The 17,750-nt window shown below is 36.5% G+C and carries 18 protein-coding genes, 4 tRNA genes and 1 pseudogene; 22 read left to right on the forward strand and 1 reads right to left on the reverse strand.

The features are described from left to right. Positions 1 to 152: 152 nt before the first annotated feature. The 3 genes and pseudogenes from YWA_RS0102130 to YWA_RS15735 all read left to right on the forward strand — a co-directional run bounded on the left by YWA_RS0102130 (position 153) and on the right by YWA_RS15735 (position 1,820). Positions 153 to 1,514, forward strand: a complete 1,362-nt coding sequence (locus YWA_RS0102130) for a pyridoxal-phosphate dependent enzyme (protein ID WP_022826850.1) — start codon at positions 153 to 155, stop codon at positions 1,512 to 1,514. Further along, positions 1,515 to 1,601, forward strand: a pseudogene (locus YWA_RS15805) (zeta toxin); the annotation flags it as partial. A gap of 45 nt (positions 1,602 to 1,646) precedes the next feature. Continuing rightward, a complete protein-coding gene (locus YWA_RS15735; RefSeq protein ID WP_022826851.1) occupies positions 1,647 to 1,820 on the forward strand; it encodes a hypothetical protein in 174 nt (57 codons plus the stop codon). On the opposite strand, the gene YWA_RS0102140 is transcribed toward YWA_RS15735, so the two are convergent. Next, on the reverse strand, positions 1,821 to 3,491 hold the full coding sequence (locus YWA_RS0102140; RefSeq protein ID WP_022826852.1) for a GLPGLI family protein: 1,671 nt from the start codon (positions 3,489 to 3,491) through the stop codon (positions 1,821 to 1,823). 111 nt (positions 3,492 to 3,602) lie between these two features. Between YWA_RS0102140 and YWA_RS0102145 the strand changes: the two genes are divergently transcribed. The 19 genes from YWA_RS0102145 to rpoB all read left to right on the forward strand — a co-directional run bounded on the left by YWA_RS0102145 (position 3,603) and on the right by rpoB (position 17,728). Next, a complete protein-coding gene (locus tag YWA_RS0102145; protein WP_022826853.1) occupies positions 3,603 to 4,892 on the forward strand; it encodes a DUF2851 family protein in 1,290 nt (429 codons plus the stop codon). A 21-nt stretch (positions 4,893 to 4,913) separates the two neighbouring features. Further along, positions 4,914 to 5,141: a hypothetical protein gene (locus YWA_RS0102150; RefSeq protein ID WP_022826854.1), complete on the forward strand. Its 228-nt coding sequence runs from the start codon at positions 4,914 to 4,916 to the stop codon at positions 5,139 to 5,141. Further along, positions 5,138 to 6,016, forward strand: coding sequence for a ComEA family DNA-binding protein (locus YWA_RS0102155; RefSeq protein ID WP_022826855.1), 879 nt, complete (start codon positions 5,138 to 5,140; stop codon positions 6,014 to 6,016). The genes YWA_RS0102150 and YWA_RS0102155 overlap by 4 nt, the downstream gene beginning before the upstream one ends. Before the next feature lie 25 nt (positions 6,017 to 6,041). Then, positions 6,042 to 7,211: an acyl-CoA dehydrogenase family protein gene (locus YWA_RS0102160; RefSeq protein ID WP_022826856.1), complete on the forward strand. Its 1,170-nt coding sequence runs from the start codon at positions 6,042 to 6,044 to the stop codon at positions 7,209 to 7,211. Positions 7,212 to 7,465: 254 nt separating this feature from the next. Beyond that, positions 7,466 to 7,660 carry a 30S ribosomal protein S21 gene (gene rpsU / locus YWA_RS0102165; protein ID WP_022826857.1) on the forward strand — a complete coding sequence of 65 codons (195 nt, stop codon included), beginning with the start codon at positions 7,466 to 7,468 and terminating at the stop codon, positions 7,658 to 7,660. Positions 7,661 to 7,730: 70 nt separating this feature from the next. Continuing rightward, positions 7,731 to 8,627, forward strand: coding sequence for a tyrosine-type recombinase/integrase (locus YWA_RS0102170; protein ID WP_022826858.1), 897 nt, complete (start codon positions 7,731 to 7,733; stop codon positions 8,625 to 8,627). A gap of 25 nt (positions 8,628 to 8,652) precedes the next feature. Further along, positions 8,653 to 8,955, forward strand: a complete 303-nt coding sequence (gene hpf / locus YWA_RS0102175) for a ribosome hibernation-promoting factor, HPF/YfiA family (RefSeq protein ID WP_022826859.1) — start codon at positions 8,653 to 8,655, stop codon at positions 8,953 to 8,955. Positions 8,956 to 9,042: 87 nt separating this feature from the next. Next, positions 9,043 to 9,116 (forward strand) — tRNA-Thr (locus YWA_RS0102180). A gap of 33 nt (positions 9,117 to 9,149) precedes the next feature. Beyond that, a tRNA-Tyr gene (locus tag YWA_RS0102185) sits at positions 9,150 to 9,230 on the forward strand. A 57-nt stretch (positions 9,231 to 9,287) separates the two neighbouring features. Then, positions 9,288 to 9,359, forward strand: a tRNA-Thr gene (locus YWA_RS0102190). A gap of 55 nt (positions 9,360 to 9,414) precedes the next feature. Continuing rightward, positions 9,415 to 10,608 carry an elongation factor Tu gene (tuf, locus tag YWA_RS0102195; protein WP_022826860.1) on the forward strand — a complete coding sequence of 398 codons (1,194 nt, stop codon included), beginning with the start codon at positions 9,415 to 9,417 and terminating at the stop codon, positions 10,606 to 10,608. Positions 10,609 to 10,672: 64 nt separating this feature from the next. Beyond that, positions 10,673 to 10,743: transfer RNA gene (locus YWA_RS0102200), tRNA-Trp, on the forward strand. 18 nt (positions 10,744 to 10,761) lie between these two features. Next, positions 10,762 to 10,959 (forward strand): preprotein translocase subunit SecE, encoded by a 198-nt coding sequence (secE, locus tag YWA_RS0102205; RefSeq protein ID WP_022826861.1) that lies wholly within the window; start codon positions 10,762 to 10,764, stop codon positions 10,957 to 10,959. Positions 10,960 to 10,961: 2 nt separating this feature from the next. Beyond that, positions 10,962 to 11,513 carry a transcription termination/antitermination protein NusG gene (gene nusG, locus YWA_RS0102210; RefSeq protein WP_026718517.1) on the forward strand — a complete coding sequence of 184 codons (552 nt, stop codon included), beginning with the start codon at positions 10,962 to 10,964 and terminating at the stop codon, positions 11,511 to 11,513. Positions 11,514 to 11,579: 66 nt separating this feature from the next. Continuing rightward, the gene (rplK, locus tag YWA_RS0102215) at positions 11,580 to 12,020 is read left to right on the forward strand and encodes a 50S ribosomal protein L11 (RefSeq protein WP_022826863.1); all 441 of its coding nucleotides are present in this window, start codon (positions 11,580 to 11,582) and stop codon (positions 12,018 to 12,020) included. Positions 12,021 to 12,028: 8 nt separating this feature from the next. Next, positions 12,029 to 12,718: a 50S ribosomal protein L1 gene (gene rplA, locus YWA_RS0102220; protein ID WP_022826864.1), complete on the forward strand. Its 690-nt coding sequence runs from the start codon at positions 12,029 to 12,031 to the stop codon at positions 12,716 to 12,718. A 22-nt stretch (positions 12,719 to 12,740) separates the two neighbouring features. Then, positions 12,741 to 13,238 (forward strand): 50S ribosomal protein L10, encoded by a 498-nt coding sequence (gene rplJ, locus YWA_RS0102225; protein WP_022826865.1) that lies wholly within the window; start codon positions 12,741 to 12,743, stop codon positions 13,236 to 13,238. Between the two features lie 52 nt (positions 13,239 to 13,290). Continuing rightward, positions 13,291 to 13,659, forward strand: a complete 369-nt coding sequence (gene rplL, locus YWA_RS0102230; protein WP_022826866.1) for a 50S ribosomal protein L7/L12 — start codon at positions 13,291 to 13,293, stop codon at positions 13,657 to 13,659. Positions 13,660 to 13,915: 256 nt separating this feature from the next. After that, complete coding sequence (rpoB, locus tag YWA_RS0102235; protein ID WP_022826867.1) at positions 13,916 to 17,728, forward strand: DNA-directed RNA polymerase subunit beta; 3,813 nt, start codon at positions 13,916 to 13,918, stop codon at positions 17,726 to 17,728. The last annotated feature ends 22 nt before the right edge of the window (positions 17,729 to 17,750 follow it).

Below are 17,750 nucleotides of genomic sequence, written 5' to 3' on the forward strand. Positions count from 1 at the left end.
GTTGCAATACCCGCCAGAAAAAGGCGTGTATTTTCACTGCAATCGGGGTTATATGGGTTTCCATAGCATTTTTGTAATCTCTTTTTTTATCAATACCTTTGTACCCGTTTTAATTGTTGCAACGATCCGCTTTGCAACCCAATAAATACAACATGAAATACGCAAAAAATATATTAGAAACTATCGGAAATACGCCTTTAGTACAACTGAATAAAGTAGTTGAAGGAATTGACGCATTGGTTTTAGCTAAAGTCGAAACCTTCAATCCAGGAAATTCTGTTAAAGACAGAATGGCTGTAAAAATGGTTGAAGATGCAGAAGCAGACGGACGATTAAAACCAGGAGGAACCATCATTGAAGGAACTTCAGGAAACACCGGAATGGGGTTAGCATTAGTGGCGATTGTAAAAGGCTACAAATGTATTTTCGTAATTTCTGATAAACAATCGAAAGAAAAAATGGATATTCTTCGTGCCGTTGGTGCGGAAGTAATCGTTTGTCCAACAGATGTGGAACCTACAGACCCGCGTTCTTATTATTCGGTTTCAAAACGATTAGCGAATGAAATTCCAAATTCTTGGTACGTAAATCAATACGACAATCCCTCGAATGCTTTGGCGCATTACGAACAAACAGGTCCTGAAATTTGGGAACAAACCGAAGGAAAAATTACCCATTTTGTGGTTGGAGTAGGAACAGGTGGAACCATTTCGGGAGTAGGAAGATATTTAAAAGAAAAAAATCCAAACATTAAAATTTGGGGAATCGATACGTACGGTTCGGTTTTCAAAAAATACCATGAAACCGGTATTTTCGACGAAAACGAAATTTATTCGTACATCACAGAAGGAATTGGGGAAGATATTTTACCTGAAAATGTAAACTTTTCGGTTATCGATGGTTTTACAAAAGTAACGGACAAAGATGCAGCGGTCTACACGCGTAAAATTGCTTTGGAAGAAGGAATCTTCGTAGGAAATTCAGCTGGTTCTTGCATCAAAGGTTTGCACCAATTAAAAGAACATTTCAAACCTGAAGATGTTGTTGTAGTTTTATTTCACGACAGTGGAAGCCGTTATGTAGGAAAAATGTTCAACGACGATTGGATGCGTCAACAAGGTTTTCTAGACGAAACGATAACGAACGCTCACGATTTGATTAAAAATAAGATTGACCAACCTTTGTTAATTGCTCGAACGGAAGAATTGGTTTCTCATGCCATCGCTCGTTTCAACAAACACAACATCGCGCAACTTCCAGTAATCGACATTAACGGATTTGTAGGAAGTGTCGATGAAGCAGCGATTTTAGAAAGTTATTCTTCAGATAAGAATACTGCCGATAGACCGATTAAAGAACTAATGGGTAAACCTTTTCCAATAGTTCAATTAGCAAGTTCTGTTGCTGAAATTTCAAAGTTAATCAAGAAAGAAAACCAAGCGGTTTTGGTCGCTTTGGAAAACGGGAAATTTCAAATTATCACAAAACACGACATCATTAGTACGATTAAATAAGTGCAAGAAAAAAATCTTTATAGTATAGCAGGTTGCAATGGTGCGGGAAAAACAACGGCTTCCTTCACCATTTTGCCTGAAATATTATAATGCAAAGAGTTGGTCTGTGATTATTAAAAAATCTAAAATAATATGAATAAGAAAGTAGCTCCAAAAAAAGATGATTTTTTTGAAAAAGTTTCCAAAGGACTTGAATTGTCTTTTGAACGAATGGTTCAATCCAAAATTGAAAAGAACCAATCGTTAGTAATCATGCGTGATGGAAAAGTCGTTATCATAAAAGCGTCAGAACTTAATAAACGCTAATTATTCCCCAATCAAAACCCCCGAAACATTCCACGAACTGAAGCTGTTTCCTTCATTTTCTCCTTGTGGAATTTTAATCGTTATCGTATGTTCCCCTGCGTTCAAATTCCCTAAATCAATAAATAGTGGATTTGTAGTCGTTCCGGGACACCAATTCGACCGACTGTAATCAGAAGAAGACAATCCATTTTCAAAATTTCCCGAAGCAGGGTTGTAATTTCGATAGGAACCGCAATCGGTTTTCCATGGGGTGAAACTAAACGTTTCTTGATTGTCTAGAAAAATGCTGTTTTTCTTGGGTACAAATTCATCGCCGTTTCCCCAACCGCCGTGACCGGTCGTGATGTATCTTAATTTGGCATTCGCTACATCTTCGGTTAAAGTAAATTTCACTTCTAATCCTTTATCCGAATTGAACATCGTAGCATAATCTTGTCCCGCCATTTCCATCACATTCAATGTATTGAACAACGAAATTACTTTCTTCGCTTTCGCTTTAGATTCTTCTTCGTGAATAGTCAAATTTAAACTGACTTTATGGCCACCTTGATCGTAATTCCCAATAAAAACGCCAACAATTACTTCTTGGTCATTTAAAACAGAAGCCAAATCACTTATGTCTTGGCGGTAAAAAACGGCTTCTTCCCAATCTTTATTTTTCATTTTCAAATAGTTGAAATGGTTTACTCCAAAAGGAGTAAAGAATCGCATCAATTCGACAACTGGAGTATATTCATTGGTTTTCACCACACCTTGGTATTGTTTGCCATTTCCGTTTTCGTAAAGTGGCAAAACTGCTTTTCCATTTTGCAACGCGTCGAAAAAGCTGATTTTTGAATTTGTTGGAATAACGAATACGGAACCTGTTCGGTCGTAAGCGTCGCCATTGGATTGTTCTTTTAAGTCTATGAAAACTTGACTTCCGTTCGGAATTTTTCCTACTTTAATTTTTTTCGCAATCACAGTTCCTGCTGCAAATCTGAAAATGCTGTCGTTTGAAATTGATTTATCTGAAAAATTAATAGTTTCATTTTCAAAAATAGAAATGGTTGTAAATCGTGATTTCCACAATTCGTCGCGGTAACTTAAGACGTCCGTGGTGCTTTTTGCACTAGGAATTTGGATGATTTCAGTTGGAATACTTTTAAGTTTCTGCACTTTTGAAGCCGTAATGCTGTAATTGCCATTTCGCGTCACTTCTAAAACGAGACCTAAATCTTGTCCTAAAGCCGAAGGAGCTCCTTTTAAGTCCAATTCATTTGTGTACCAAATATCAATGGTATTTGAATTTATAGAAGTAGTTGCTTTTTTGCATACATAACCTAAAATCTTCTTTGTTTCTGTGCCATATGTAAATTTCTGATTGGCAATAGAAGTACTGTCTACTGTTGAAATTGATTTGTTTTCGTTCAGTTGAGCGGTTTGAAACCAATGCTTACTGGAGTGATTTAAGTAGAAAAACTCGTAAGGGAATGCTGCTTTTTTCGATGCAATTTTTTCTGAAGTAACAATCGTTTGGTTTTTATCGGCATAGATTAGAATTGGGTCTTGGTTTTCCAAAACCGTTCCGTTTGAGGATTTTATATAAGTAATTTGAACGGCGTTCGGTTTTTTTTGAGCTTGAATGCCCGTGAATAAAAGAACGGCGAACAATAAAAATATATTTTTCATAATATATGGAGTTGTATCGCAAATATAAGTTTTGGATATTGAAAAATTTAGTACTTTTAATAAATCTTTCGATAAAGTAGACGCCATATATTAATTTTAAAGCCCATTCCGATGAAAGAAGATTTTTTACATTATATATGGAGGTACAAAAAATTTGATTTCCAGTCGCTGCAAACTTCACGCGGCGAGAAATTTACGATTATCAATGTCGGGAGTTATTTAGAAAATGCAGGCCCTGATTTCTTTAACGGTCAAATTACTATTGACGGTCAAAAATGGGCGGGGAATATTGAACTTCACCTCAAATCCTCCGATTGGTATTTGCACCATCATGAAAAAGATACCGCGTATGAAAATGTGATATTGCATGTAGTTTGGGAACACGACGTTGATATTTTTAGGAAAAATAATATTGAAATTCCGGTGCTCATTCTTAAAGAGTACGTTTCAAAGGATTTTATTGAAAATTTTCAAAAATTAACTAGTCCAAAATCTTGGATTTATTGCGAAAATCAGATTCAAGACGTCGATGATTTTACTTATTCAAATTGGCTTGAACGGCTTTTTATAGAACGTTTGGAGCGAAAGCAAAAATCCATCGATGAACAATTCATAAAATTAAATAAGGATTGGGAAGCGGTTTTATTTTCTCTTTTGGCGAAGAATTTCGGACTAAATACCAATGGAATTGCCTTCATGGAGTTGGCACAAAACATTCCGTTTGCTATTATTCGTAGGGAAAGTGCAGATGCACTAAATCTTGAAGCGTTGTTCTTTGGTTTCTGTGGTTTGCTCGATGGCGAAAAGGAAGATTTGTACTATAGAGAATTGCAAAGTCGCTTTGGTTACCTCGTTTTGAAATACCAATTGGATTTCAAGCGAACCATTCCGTTGCAATTTTTTAAGTTAAGGCCTGATAATTTCCCGAACATTCGACTGTCACAATTGGCACAAGTTTTTGCTCGAAATCAGCAACTTTTTACAGATTGCGTGAAGGTGAAAAGTGTAAAAGAAGTTTCCCAAATCTTTGATGTCGGCACTTCAGAGTATTGGCAAACGCACTACACCTTTGACAAAGTCAGTCCAAAACGCGTGAAGAAATTATCTGCTAAATTTATTGATTTGGTTATGATTAATACGATTGTTCCGTTGCAGTTTGCTTATTTCAAAAGTCGTGACGAGGAAATTCAGGAACGTTTGATGGCAATTATGCATGAAATTAAACCGGAATCGAATGCAATAATTGATAAGTTTAAAGATTTGGGTCTTTCAGTGAACAATGCTTTTGACAGCCAATCACTATTGCAGTTGAAAAATGAATATTGCAATCTGAAAAAATGTTTGTCGTGTGCGATTGGAATCCAATTGCTGAATCCGACTAATGATGTAAAAAATGTTTAATTTTGTGTAAAATAAATTACTATGTCACTTGTCCTCCAACTGAAATATTTTTTTGAAAAACACGGTTTTAATGCGTCTTCTCGTTTGGCTGACAAGCTAGGAATGAGAGCGAGTAGTGTCCGTCTATTTTTCATTTACATTTCGTTTGTTACGGCAGGACTGTGGTTTGGCGTTTATTTGACCTTGGCGTTTTGGCTTAAATTGAAAGATTTGATTCGCGCCAAGCGCACTTCCGTATTTGATTTATGAAAAAGGAACCCACTTATTTCTTTCAAAAATTCACCTCTTCCCAACGCATTGGGTTGTTGATTTTGTTTGCATTGATAATAAGTGTTCAGATTGGTTCTCAATTTTTGCCTGCAACAATTACTGAAGAATCTTCACAAGAAAAGAAAGAATGGTTGGCTTTTCAAACTAAAATAGATTCACTTAAAGAATTTAAAACTGAATATAAGCAGAAGATTTATCCCTACAATCCCAATTTCATCACTGATTACAAAGGATATAAATTGGGAATGACCGTGGAGCAACTCGATCGATTATTTGCTTTCCGAAAAGAGAATAAATATGTGAATTCGGCGAAGGAATTTCAGCAAGTCACCAAAGTATCGGATTCATTGTTGAAAGAAATGGCAGTTTATTTCAAATTTCCCGATTGGGTCAATCAGAAAAGAGAATACACTTCTAGCTATACGCCGTTTCCGAAGAAAGAGAAAGAAGTGATTGTCGTGAAAGACATAAATCACGCTACTGCAGAAGATTTGATTAAAATTCGAGGAATTGGAGAAGCAATTTCTGTACGGATTTTAAAGGAACGTGATAAATTTGGCGCATTCGCAACCATGGACCAAATGCAATTTATCTGGGGATTATCTCCCGAAGTCGTTGATTATTTGAATCAGTATTTTAAAGTCGTTGATGTTTCGCAAGTAAAGAGAATCAATATTAATGAAGCTACGTTGAAGGAGTTGTCAGCGTTTCCATTTTTCAATTATGCGCTTTCTCGAGAGATACTTATTTACCGTTCGATGAATGGTAAAATAAAGGATTCGGAGGATTTAACAAAAATTAAAGGATTTGCTACCGATAGGGTTGCGATAATTGCCTTATATTTGAACTTCTAAAAAAGAACATAAAAGGGTCAATTATATGAATTCAACTTACTTTACCGAGGAACACGAATCCTTCCGAAAAAGCTTACAAGATTTTTTACAAAAAGAAGTTGTGCCACACATTGAAAAATGGGAAAAAACGGGTACAATCGAACGCTTTATTTGGAAAAAGTTTGGCGAAATGGGTTTCTTCGGAATCAACTATCCGGAAGCTTACGGCGGAATGAATCTTGATTTGTTTTACACGGTAGTATTTCTTGAAGAGTTACAAAAAATAAATTCATCCGGTTTTGCAGCTGCAATGTGGGCTCACGCTTATTTGGCTATGACGCATTTGAATGCAGAGGGAGACGAACGCATTAAACAAGATTATTTAGCGCCAAGTATTTTAGGAGATAAAATTGGAGGATTGTGTATTTCAGAACCTTTTGGTGGTAGTGATGTTGCTGGAATGCGAACAACTGCTGTTAAGCGAGGCGATAAGTACATCATCAACGGTTCGAAAACTTTTATTACCAATGGAGTTTATGCAGATTACTACATCGTTGCTGCTAAAACGAATCCGGAATTGGGAAATAAAGGAATCAGTATCTTCTTAATGGATACTGGATTGAAAGGAATTACTGCTACTAAATTAGATAAATTAGGTTGGAGAGCTTCGGACACAGCAGAAATTGCATTTGATAATGTTGAAATTCCTGCAGAAAATTTAATGGGTGAAGAAGGAAAAGGTTTTCCGTATATCATGCAGCATTTTGCATTGGAGCGTTTGATTATGGCAATTAACGCACATGCGAGAGCAGAATATGCTTTAGAATATGCTATTGATTATATGTCAAAACGTGAAGCATTTGGAACAACAATTAATAAGTTTCAAGCCTTGCGACACACGATGGTAGAACATGCTACGGATGTGGAACACTGTAAAATATTTAATTATGCAGCAGTTGCCCGATTAGATAAGAAGGAATACGTGGTGAAGGAAGCGACTATGGCCAAATTGAAATCTACAAAAGTGGCAGATGAAACGATTTATAGTTGTTTGCAAATGTTAGGCGGTTACGGTTATATGGAAGAATATCCTTTAGCACGTTTGATGCGAGACAGTCGTTTAGGACCAATTGGTGGAGGAACTTCTGAAATTTTGAAAGAGATATTGTCTAAAATGATAATTGACAATCAAAATTATACGCCTGCGGTAAAGTAATAACAGCAAAAATTCCTGCGTTAGAAATTTGTTTTTTGCGTGAGGGATTGCAGTGGAAAGCCCGGAACGCAGTGAGGACTTGCAGCGCAAAGCCCGACGGTGGCTTAATGAGGTAGTTTGCTTTCCGAGAATGAGGTAGCCAGCGGCACGCCTTGATTAATTAAATTATTGTTTAAAATTATAATTCCTCGAATTGTTGTGCATGTAGAAATTTTGACTACTTTTGCAGGCTAAAGAGAGGAGGTGTCTATATTATGTTAATTATACCAATTAAAGACGGAGAAAATATCGATAGAGCATTAAAGCGCTATAAGAGAAAATTTGATAAAACAGGAACTGTTCGTCAGTTGCGTTCACGTCAAGCTTTTCACAAACCTTCTGTTGTAAACAGAATTAAAATCCAGAAAGCAGCCTACATCCAAAACATGAAGGACAATTTAGAAAACTAAATTACAGCTTTTTTAAAATAAGTACCGTTAGTGGTCAAAGTTTAATATCTTTGATACTAACGGTTTTTTTATGGATAAAAATCAACTCGCTTTTAAAGAATATTTGCTGCAAGAGAAAAATTATTCGGTTCATACGGTTCGTGCGTATGAAAAGGATTTAAATGATTTTGCGGAATTTGTTGCGACTATTTTTGAACAAGAAGATTTGACGGAAGTGAATTACAGTCAAATTCGGAGTTGGATTGTTTTTTTGATTGAAAAAAACCTTAGTCCGACTTCTGTAAATCGGAAGATCTCTTCCTTAAAAGCATTTTATAAATTTTTATTAAAATCGAAGCAGATTGAAGTTAATCCGTTACTAAAACATAAAAGTTTAAAGACAGGAAAGAAAATTCAAATTCCCTTCTCTGAAAAAGAAGTGAAAGATGTTTTGGCTGATGGAGTTTTTTCTTCTGATTTTGAAGGAAAACGAAATAAATTAATAATTGATTTATTGTATGCGACAGGAATTCGTAGAGCTGAATTAATTGAATTAAAGTTGCAAAATGTTGATTTGTATTCAAATACTATTAAGGTAGTAGGGAAGCGAAATAAAGAACGGATCATTCCTGTTTTACCCGAGGTCGTTGTTCAGATCAAAGATTATTTAGATCAACGTTCTCGTTTAGAAGTGCTTCCTTGTGCTTCGTTATTTTTCGTCACCAAATTGGGAAAAAAACTAAATATTTCACTTGTTTATCGGTTAATTAATGGCTACTTTAGTGGTGTTACTGGGAAGGTAAAAAAGAGTCCGCACATTATTCGACATTCTTTTGCAACGCATCTATTGAGTAACGGTGCGGATATTAATTCGATAAAAGAATTGATGGGACATGCTTCCTTAGCTTCTACGCAAGTTTATACAAATAATAGTCTTTCTGAGTTAAAAAAAGTGCACGACGCTTCTCATCCAAGACAAAAAAAATAATGTTTAATCAAATAACGGAATAATTATGAAGGTAAATGTTAATGCAGTAAATTTTACAGTTGATGGTAAATTAATTGATTTCATTCAAGAGCGAATGAATAAATTAGAAAAATATTATGACAAGGTCGTTGATGCTGATGTTTTTTTGAAAGTTGAAAAAACAAGCGACAAAGAGAATAAGGTTGCCGAGATAAAAGTGAATGTGCCTGGTGATGATTTTATGGTCAAAAAGCAGTGCAAGACATTTGAAGAAGCAGTTGAAACCGCTTCGGAATCGTTAGAGCGGTTATTGATAAAACGCAAAGAAAAATTGAGAACTCATATTTAATAAAAAAAAAGTTATAAAAGTTTTGTTTAAAATACAAAAAGATATACATTTGCAGTCCGTTAGAAATAGCGGACTTTTTTTATTATCGCCAGCGTAGCTCAGTTGGCTAGAGCAGCTGATTTGTAATCAGCAGGTCGTGGGTTCGAGTCCCTCCGCCGGCTCTGTTCTTTAAGGAATTGGAAATAAAATGGTTAGGGGAGATACTCAAGCGGCCAACGAGGGCAGACTGTAAATCTGCTGTGTAAACTTCGCAGGTTCGAATCCTGCTCTCCCCACAAAAAAAGTTTCGATTTTAGATGAAATAAATTTAAAATCACGAGTTAAACTTTACCGCCGGTGTAGCTCAGGGGTAGAGTGCTTCCTTGGTAAGGAAGAGGTCACGGGTTCAATTCCCGTCATTGGCTCAACTAAATAAGAATTTGAACACTAATATATAACTAAGATTAAAAATTAAGTAACATGGCAAAGGAGAATTTTGACCGTTCCAAACCGCACTTAAATATAGGTACAATTGGACACGTAGATCACGGAAAAACGACATTAACTGCTGCAATTTCTAAAGTATTAACTGAAGCAGGTTTTTCTAAAAACGTAGCAAAATCTTTCGATCAGATTGATAATGCTCCAGAAGAAAAAGAAAGAGGTATTACTATTAATACATCTCACGTAGAGTATGAAACGGCTAATCGTCACTATGCACACGTTGACTGTCCAGGTCACGCGGATTACGTGAAGAACATGGTTACTGGTGCTGCTCAAATGGATGGCGCTATCTTGGTAGTAGCTTCTACTGATGGTCCAATGCCACAAACTCGTGAGCACATTCTTTTAGGTCGCCAAGTAGGTATTCCTAGAATCGTTGTATTCATGAACAAAGTGGATATGGTTGATGATGAGGAGTTGTTAGAGTTAGTTGAAATGGAAATCAGAGATTTATTATCTTTCTATCAGTATGATGGTGATAATGGTCCAGTTATCCAAGGATCTGCTTTAGGTGCTTTGAATGGTGAGAAAAAATGGGTTGATACAGTTTTAGCTTTAATGGAAGCTGTTGATGCTTGGATTGAAGAGCCAGAAAGAGATACTGCTAAGCCTTTCTTGATGCCTATCGAGGATGTATTTACAATTACAGGTCGTGGAACTGTTGCTACAGGTCGTATCGAAACTGGAATTTGTAATACTGGAGATCCAGTTGAAATCATCGGTATGGGTGCTGAGAAATTGACATCTACTATTACTGGTATTGAAATGTTCCGTCAGATCCTTGATAGAGGTGAAGCAGGAGATAACGCAGGTATCTTGTTAAGAGGTATTGCTAAAGAAGATATCAAAAGAGGAATGGTAATTGTTAAACCAGGATCTGTTAAGCCACACGCTAACTTTAAAGCAGAGGTTTATATCTTGAAAAAAGAAGAAGGTGGTCGTCATACACCATTCCATAATAACTACCGTCCACAGTTTTACGCACGTACAACTGACGTAACAGGAGTTATTACTCTTCCAGAAGGAGTAGAGATGGTAATGCCAGGAGACAACTTAACTATCAATGTATCTTTGTTAAGCCCAATCGCAATGAGCGTAGGTTTGCGTTTTGCTATCCGTGAAGGTGGTAGAACTGTAGGTGCAGGTCAGGTTACTGAAATTCTAGCATAATTATTTTATAAATTATACCAAAGCCAGTGGGTTTTCATTATTGAAATAATCACTGGCTTTAATTACGGGCGTAGTTCAAGGGTAGAATAGCGGTCTCCAAAACCGTTGATGGGGGTTCGAATCCCTCCGCCCGTGCAATAAAACAAAATTATAATGTCAAAAGTTGGTACTTATATATCAGAAGCATTTGAAGAATTAAGATTAAATGTGACTTGGCCAGAATGGGCAGAGGTGCAACGTCTAACGATTGTAGTTGCTGTTTTTTCAATATTATTTTCATTAGCAACTTGGGGTGTTGATGAGTTTTTTGCTAAGGCATTGACCATCTTTTTTAACTGGATAAAAGCATAATGATGACTGATAGTAATGTGAAGAAGTGGTATGTTGTTAGAGCGGTAAGTGGGCAAGAAAACAAAGTCAAAGCATATATTGAGACAGAAATTAGTCGTTTAGGAATGGAGGATTATATTTCTCAGGTATTAGTACCTACTGAAAAAGTAGTACAAATGCGTGAAGGAAAAAAAATCATCAAAGACCGCGTTTATTTTCCAGGTTATGTGATGGTTGAGGCTAATCTTACAGGTGAGATACCACACATTATTAAATCAATTACAGGTGTGATAGGGTTTTTGGGTGAAGTTAAAAACGGAGATCCAGTTCCTTTGAGAATATCTGAAGTAAACCGTATGTTGGGTAAAGTGGATGAGTTGGCAGTTAAAACTGACACACACAGTATTCCTTTCAATATCGGTGAGACAATTAAGGTTGTTGATGGGCCTTTCAACGGATTTAACGGTACGGTTGAAAAAATCAATGAAGAAAAGCGTAAACTTGAAGTAATGGTGAAAATTTTCGGAAGAAAAACACCATTGGAATTGAGTTTTATGCAAGTTGAAAAAGTATAATTTTTTGTTACACATATAATAAACCGCTTCTTTCGCTTCCACGATTGAGGTGTTAAATTCAAAACAATGGCTAAAGAGATTAGTAAAGTAGTTAAACTACAAGTTAAGGGAGGTGCAGCGAATCCATCGCCACCGGTTGGACCTGCTCTAGGTGCTGCTGGTGTTAATATCATGGAGTTCTGTAAGCAATTTAATGCAAGAACACAAGATAAAGCCGGCAAGATTTGTCCAGTTCAGATTACAGTGTATAAAGACAAGTCGTTTGACTTTGTTGTAAAAACACCACCTGCTGCTGTTCAATTATTAGAAGCAGCCAAATTGAAATCAGGTTCAGGAGAGCCGAATCGTAAGAAAGTTGCGAAAGTAACTCAAGCGCAGATTCAGGCAATTGCTGAAGACAAAATGGTAGATTTGAATGCTTTCACATTGGAAGCTGCAATGAGTATGATTGCTGGTACAGCTAGATCTATGGGTATAACTGTAACGGGAGACGCTCCTTCTAATTAAGAAAAGACATGGCAAAATTGACAAAAAAACAAAAAGAAGCTGCTTCGAAAATCGAAAAAAACAAGCTTTATTCTTTGAAAGATGCTGCTGCATTGCTTAAAGATGTTGCAAGTGCAAAATTTGATGAATCAGTAGATATTGCTGTTAAATTGGGTGTAGATCCAAGAAAAGCAAATCAAATGGTTAGAGGTGTAGTTACTTTACCACATGGTACTGGTAAGGATGTAAGAGTTCTTGCTTTAGTTACTCCAGACAAAGAAGCGGAAGCTAAAGCTGCTGGTGCTGACTACGTAGGTTTAGATGATTACCTTCAAAAAATTAAAGACGGTTGGACGGATGTTGATGTTATCATCACGATGCCATCTGTAATGGGTAAGTTAGGTCCATTAGGTCGTATTTTAGGACCTCGTGGTTTGATGCCAAACCCTAAAACTGGTACGGTTACTATGGATGTTGCGAAAGCAGTAACTGAAGTAAAAGCTGGTAAAATCGACTTTAAAGTTGATAAAACAGGTATTGTTCACGCTGGTATTGGAAGAGTTTCTTTCTCATCAGAGCAAATCGTTGACAATGCTCACGAAATTATTCAAACATTAATCAAAATGAAACCAACTGCAGCGAAAGGTACTTACGTTAGAAGTATCCATATCTCATCTACAATGAGTCCTGCTATAGCTTTAGATCCTAAAGCTGTATAATTGGTAGTTAAAAATTTTTAGGATGACTAGAGAAGAAAAATCAATCGCGATTGAAGATTTAACTGCACAGTTAGCTGGTACAAACATAGTATATGTTGCAGATATTTCTGGATTAAATGCAGATGCTACATCAAATTTAAGAAGAGCTTGTTTTAAAGCAGATATTAAATTAGCAGTAGTTAAAAATACATTGCTTGCAAAAGCAATGGAAGCTTCAGAAAATAATTATGGTGAATTGCCAGAAACATTAAAAGGAAATAGTGCTATTTTCTTTTCTGATGTGGCTAATGCGCCAGCAAAAATTATGAAGGAGTTTCGTAAGAAATCAGGCAAACCTGTTCTGAAAGGAGCATACATTAACGCCGAGATTTACATTGGAGACGAACTTTTAGATTCATTAGCGTCGCTAAAATCGAAAGAGGAAGTTATTGGGGAAATCATTGGATTACTTCAATCTCCAGCACAAAGAGTTATTTCAGCTCTTTTAAACCAATTCAAAAACGAAGAGGTTTCAGAATAACGCGCACAATAAATAAATTATATTTTACAAATCATTTTAAACGATAGAAAAAATGGCAGATTTGAAACAATTCGCAGAACAATTAGTTAACTTAACAGTTAAAGAAGTTAACGATTTAGCAACAATATTAAAAGACGAGTACGGTATCGAGCCTGCTGCTGCAGCTGTTATGGTTTCAGGTGGTGGAGATGCTGCTGCTGTTGAAGAGCAATCAGAATTTACAGTAGTTCTTAAAGAAGCTGGTGCTTCTAAATTAGCTGTTGTAAAAGCGGTTAAAGAATTAACTGGTTTAGGTTTGAAAGAAGCTAAAGATTTAGTTGATAGTGCTCCTGCAAACGTTAAAGAAGGTGTAACTAAAGATGAGGCTGAAGGTCTTAAAAAATCATTAGAAGAAGCTGGAGCTGTAGTTGAACTTAAATAGTTTTACTAAGTTTTAAGAATAAGGTTTAGGTCTTGGAATCACTTCCAATGACCTAAACCATTTTTCGTATAATAAAATTATATCCGGTTTTATTAGTCATTCAGTTGAATACGAAAAGCTTTTAATCGCTACGAAGAAAAAATAGAACTTCAACTTGGTTCTTTTTATAGATGTTTCGATTTAAAAAAGAAAGTATGGATTTACTTAGTGTTTATACACGAAAATCACTTTTTTTTAATCAAAATTTTGTCCATAGATGATAACAAATCAGACTGAAAGATTGAATTTTGCCTCTACTAAAAATATACCTAATTATCCAGATTTCTTGGATATTCAGGTTAAATCTTTTAAAGATTTTTTCCAATTGGAAACTAAATCTGATGAAAGAGGCGACGAAGGGCTTTACAATACCTTCATGGAAAACTTTCCAATCACTGACACTAGAAACCAATTCGTTTTAGAGTTCCTTGATTATTTTGTTGATCCACCACGTTACTCCATTCAAGAATGTATCGAAAGAGGTCTTACTTACAGTGTGCCATTAAAAGCACGTTTAAAATTGTATTGTACAGATCCTGAACACGAAGATTTCGAAACAATCGTACAAGACGTTTATTTAGGAACTATTCCTTACATGACGCCAAGTGGTACTTTTGTAATCAATGGTGCAGAACGTGTCGTTGTATCGCAATTGCACCGTTCACCAGGAGTGTTCTTTGGTCAGTCATTCCATGCTAATGGAACTAAATTATATTCTGCACGTGTAATTCCTTTCAAAGGTTCTTGGATAGAATTTGCTACCGATATCAACAGTGTTATGTACGCGTACATCGATAGAAAGAAAAAATTACCGGTAACAACTTTGTTTAGAGCAATTGGTTTCGAACGTGATAAGGATATCCTTGAGATATTTGACCTTGCGGAAGAAATTAAAGTTTCTAAAACAAGTTTGAAAAAATATATTGGTAGAAAATTAGCTGCAAGAGTATTGAACACGTGGCACGAAGATTTCGTGGATGAGGATACTGGCGAGGTAGTTTCTATTGAACGTAACGAAATCATCTTGGATCGTGATACAATTATCGACAAAGATAATGTGGAAGAAATCCTTGAAGCGAATGTTAAACAAATTTTGTTGCACAAAGAAGATGCTAATCAAGCTGATTATGCCATCATTCACAATACGCTTCAAAAAGATCCAACGAATTCTGAAAAAGAAGCCGTTGAACATATCTACAGACAATTACGTAATGCTGAACCGCCTGATGAAGAAACGGCTCGTGGTATCATCGATAAATTATTCTTTTCTGACCAACGTTACAACTTAGGTGAAGTAGGTCGTTACAGAATGAACAAAAAATTACAGTTGGATATTCCAATGGAAAAGCAAGTCTTGACCAAAGAAGATATCATTACAATTGTAAAATACTTGATCGAATTGATCAACTCTAAAGCAGAGATTGACGATATTGATCACTTGTCAAACCGTCGTGTTAGAACTGTTGGTGAACAACTTTCAGCTCAATTCGGTGTTGGTTTGGCTCGTATGGCGAGAACCATTCGTGAGCGAATGAACGTTAGAGATAACGAGGTGTTTACACCTATCGATTTGATTAATGCTAAAACATTATCGTCGGTTATTAACTCATTCTTTGGTACAAACCAGTTGTCTCAATTTATGGATCAAACGAATCCATTAGCTGAGATTACGCACAAGCGACGTTTGTCAGCACTTGGACCTGGAGGTTTATCTAGAGAAAGAGCTGGATTTGAGGTACGTGACGTTCACTATACGCATTACGGTCGTTTATGTCCGATTGAAACTCCAGAGGGACCAAACATTGGACTTATTTCGTCACTAGGTGTTTACGCTAAAGTGAATGGAATGGGATTCATCGAAACTCCTTACCGTAAAGTTACTAACGGAAAATTAGTATTGGATTCTGATCCTGTATATTTAAGTGCAGAAGAAGAAGAAGGTATGTTGATCGCTCAAGCGAATATTGAAATTGATAAAGATGGAAAAATTACTGCAGAAAACGTAATTGCCAAGCAAGATGCCGATTTCCCAGTAGTAGCGCCAACTGAATTGGATTATGCCGATGTGGCACCAAACCAGATTGCATCAATTTCAGCTTCATTAATTCCTTTCTTGGAACATGATGATGCGAATAGAGCCTTGATGGGATCTAACATGATGCGTCAAGCTGTGCCATTATTACGTCCGGAAGCTCCGATCGTAGGTACAGGTTTAGAGCGACAGGTTGCTTCTGATTCTCGAGTATTGATTAATGCTGAAGGAGCGGGTGTTGTTGAATATGTGGATGCTAATATCATCACTATTAAATACGACCGTACAGATGAAGAGCGAATGGTAAGTTTTGACACTGACGAAAAAACATACAATTTAATTAAATTTAGAAAGACCAATCAAAGTACGTCTATCAACTTGAAACCTATCGTAAGAAAAGGAGACAGAGTTGTAAAAGGACAAGTACTTTCTGAAGGGTATGCAACTCAAAATGGTGAGTTAGCTTTAGGTAGAAACTTAAAGGTAGCATTTATGCCATGGAAAGGGTACAACTTTGAGGATGCGATTGTAATTTCTGAAAAAGTGGTTCGTGACGATATCTTTACTTCTATCCACATCGATGATTATTCATTAGATGTTCGTGATACGAAATTAGGTAACGAAGAGTTAACGAACGATATTCCTAACGTTTCTGAAGAGGCTACTAAAGACTTAGATGAAAACGGTATGATCAGAGTTGGTGCCGAGGTTAAACCTGGTGACATTTTGATCGGAAAAATTACTCCAAAAGGGGAATCAGATCCTACTCCAGAGGAGAAATTGCTTCGTGCAATCTTCGGGGATAAAGCAGGTGATGTAAAAGATGCTTCATTAAAAGCGTCTCCATCTTTACACGGTGTAGTTTTAGGTAAAAAATTATTCGCAAGAGCAGTTAAAGATAAACGCAAACGTTCTAAAGACAAAGAGGATTTAGACAGTTTAGAAATGAGCTTTGAAGTGAAATTTAACGAGCTTAAAGATAAATTAGTTGAAAAGTTATTCAACATCGTAAACGGAAAAACTTCGCAAGGAGTAACCAACGATTTAGGAGAAGAAGTTTTACCAAAAGGTAAAAAATACACTCAGAAAATGTTGAATTCTGTGGAAGACTTTGCTCACTTAAGTAAAGGTAGTTGGGTTGCTGACGACGAAACGAACAAGTTTGTTAATGATTTGATTCACAATTATAAAATCAAATTAAACGACTTACAAGGAGCGTTAAGAAGAGAGAAATTTACGATTACTGTTGGAGATGAACTTCCGGCTGGAATCTTGAAATTGGCAAAAGTTTACATTGCTAAGAAACGTAAGTTGAAAGTAGGTGATAAAATGGCAGGACGTCACGGTAACAAAGGTATTGTTGCAAGAATCGTTCGTCATGAAGATATGCCATTCTTGGAAGACGGAACTCCTGTTGATATTGTATTGAATCCACTTGGTGTACCATCTCGTATGAACATCGGACAGATTTACGAAACGGTTTTAGGATGGGCTGGACAGAAGTTGGATCGTACATTTGCTACACCAATTTTCGACGGTGCTTCTTTGGACCAAATCAACGAATTAACGGACGAAGCTGGAATTCCACGATTCGGTCATACGTACTTGTACGATGGAGGAACTGGAGAGCGTTTTCACCAAAGAGCAACTGTTGGAGTAATCTACATGTTGAAACTTGGACACATGGTTGATGATAAAATGCACGCGCGTTCAATAGGACCGTACTCATTAATTACACAACAACCATTAGGTGGTAAAGCACAATTTGGTGGTCAACGTTTTGGAGAGATGGAAGTTTGGGCACTTGAGGCTTATGGAGCGTCAAGTACTCTACGTGAAATCTTAACGGTAAAATCGGATGACGTTATTGGTAGAGCCAAAACTTACGAGGCAATCGTAAAAGGGGAATCAATGCCAGAACCAGGTTTACCAGAATCATTCAACGTATTGATGCACGAATTGAAAGGTCTTGGACTTGACATTCGTTTAGAAGAATAAATACAGTGTACAGTTTTCAGTC

Source organism: Flavobacterium antarcticum DSM 19726 (genome assembly GCF_000419685.1).
In the GTDB taxonomy this organism is placed as follows: Bacteria; Bacteroidota; Bacteroidia; order Flavobacteriales; family Flavobacteriaceae; genus Flavobacterium; species Flavobacterium antarcticum.

Excerpts from the sequence above, each read along its gene's own strand:
- YWA_RS0102130 (WP_022826850.1), top strand. The coding sequence starts at position 153 with ATGAAATACGCAAAAAATATATTAGAAACTATCGGAAATACGCCTTTA.
- YWA_RS15735 (WP_022826851.1), top strand. The coding sequence starts at position 1,647 with ATGAATAAGAAAGTAGCTCCAAAAAAAGATGATTTTTTTGAAAAAGTT.
- YWA_RS0102140 (WP_022826852.1), bottom strand. The coding sequence starts at position 3,491 with ATGAAAAATATATTTTTATTGTTCGCCGTTCTTTTATTCACGGGCATT.
- YWA_RS0102145 (WP_022826853.1), top strand. The coding sequence starts at position 3,603 with ATGAAAGAAGATTTTTTACATTATATATGGAGGTACAAAAAATTTGAT.
- YWA_RS0102150 (WP_022826854.1), top strand. The coding sequence starts at position 4,914 with ATGTCACTTGTCCTCCAACTGAAATATTTTTTTGAAAAACACGGTTTT.
- YWA_RS0102155 (WP_022826855.1), top strand. The coding sequence starts at position 5,138 with ATGAAAAAGGAACCCACTTATTTCTTTCAAAAATTCACCTCTTCCCAA.
- YWA_RS0102160 (WP_022826856.1), top strand. The coding sequence starts at position 6,042 with ATGAATTCAACTTACTTTACCGAGGAACACGAATCCTTCCGAAAAAGC.
- rpsU (WP_022826857.1), top strand. The coding sequence starts at position 7,466 with ATGTTAATTATACCAATTAAAGACGGAGAAAATATCGATAGAGCATTA.
- YWA_RS0102170 (WP_022826858.1), top strand. The coding sequence starts at position 7,731 with ATGGATAAAAATCAACTCGCTTTTAAAGAATATTTGCTGCAAGAGAAA.
- hpf (WP_022826859.1), top strand. The coding sequence starts at position 8,653 with ATGAAGGTAAATGTTAATGCAGTAAATTTTACAGTTGATGGTAAATTA.
- tuf (WP_022826860.1), top strand. The coding sequence starts at position 9,415 with ATGGCAAAGGAGAATTTTGACCGTTCCAAACCGCACTTAAATATAGGT.
- secE (WP_022826861.1), top strand. The coding sequence starts at position 10,762 with ATGTCAAAAGTTGGTACTTATATATCAGAAGCATTTGAAGAATTAAGA.
- nusG (WP_026718517.1), top strand. The coding sequence starts at position 10,962 with ATGACTGATAGTAATGTGAAGAAGTGGTATGTTGTTAGAGCGGTAAGT.
- rplK (WP_022826863.1), top strand. The coding sequence starts at position 11,580 with ATGGCTAAAGAGATTAGTAAAGTAGTTAAACTACAAGTTAAGGGAGGT.
- rplA (WP_022826864.1), top strand. The coding sequence starts at position 12,029 with ATGGCAAAATTGACAAAAAAACAAAAAGAAGCTGCTTCGAAAATCGAA.
- rplJ (WP_022826865.1), top strand. The coding sequence starts at position 12,741 with ATGACTAGAGAAGAAAAATCAATCGCGATTGAAGATTTAACTGCACAG.
- rplL (WP_022826866.1), top strand. The coding sequence starts at position 13,291 with ATGGCAGATTTGAAACAATTCGCAGAACAATTAGTTAACTTAACAGTT.
- rpoB (WP_022826867.1), top strand. The coding sequence starts at position 13,916 with ATGATAACAAATCAGACTGAAAGATTGAATTTTGCCTCTACTAAAAAT.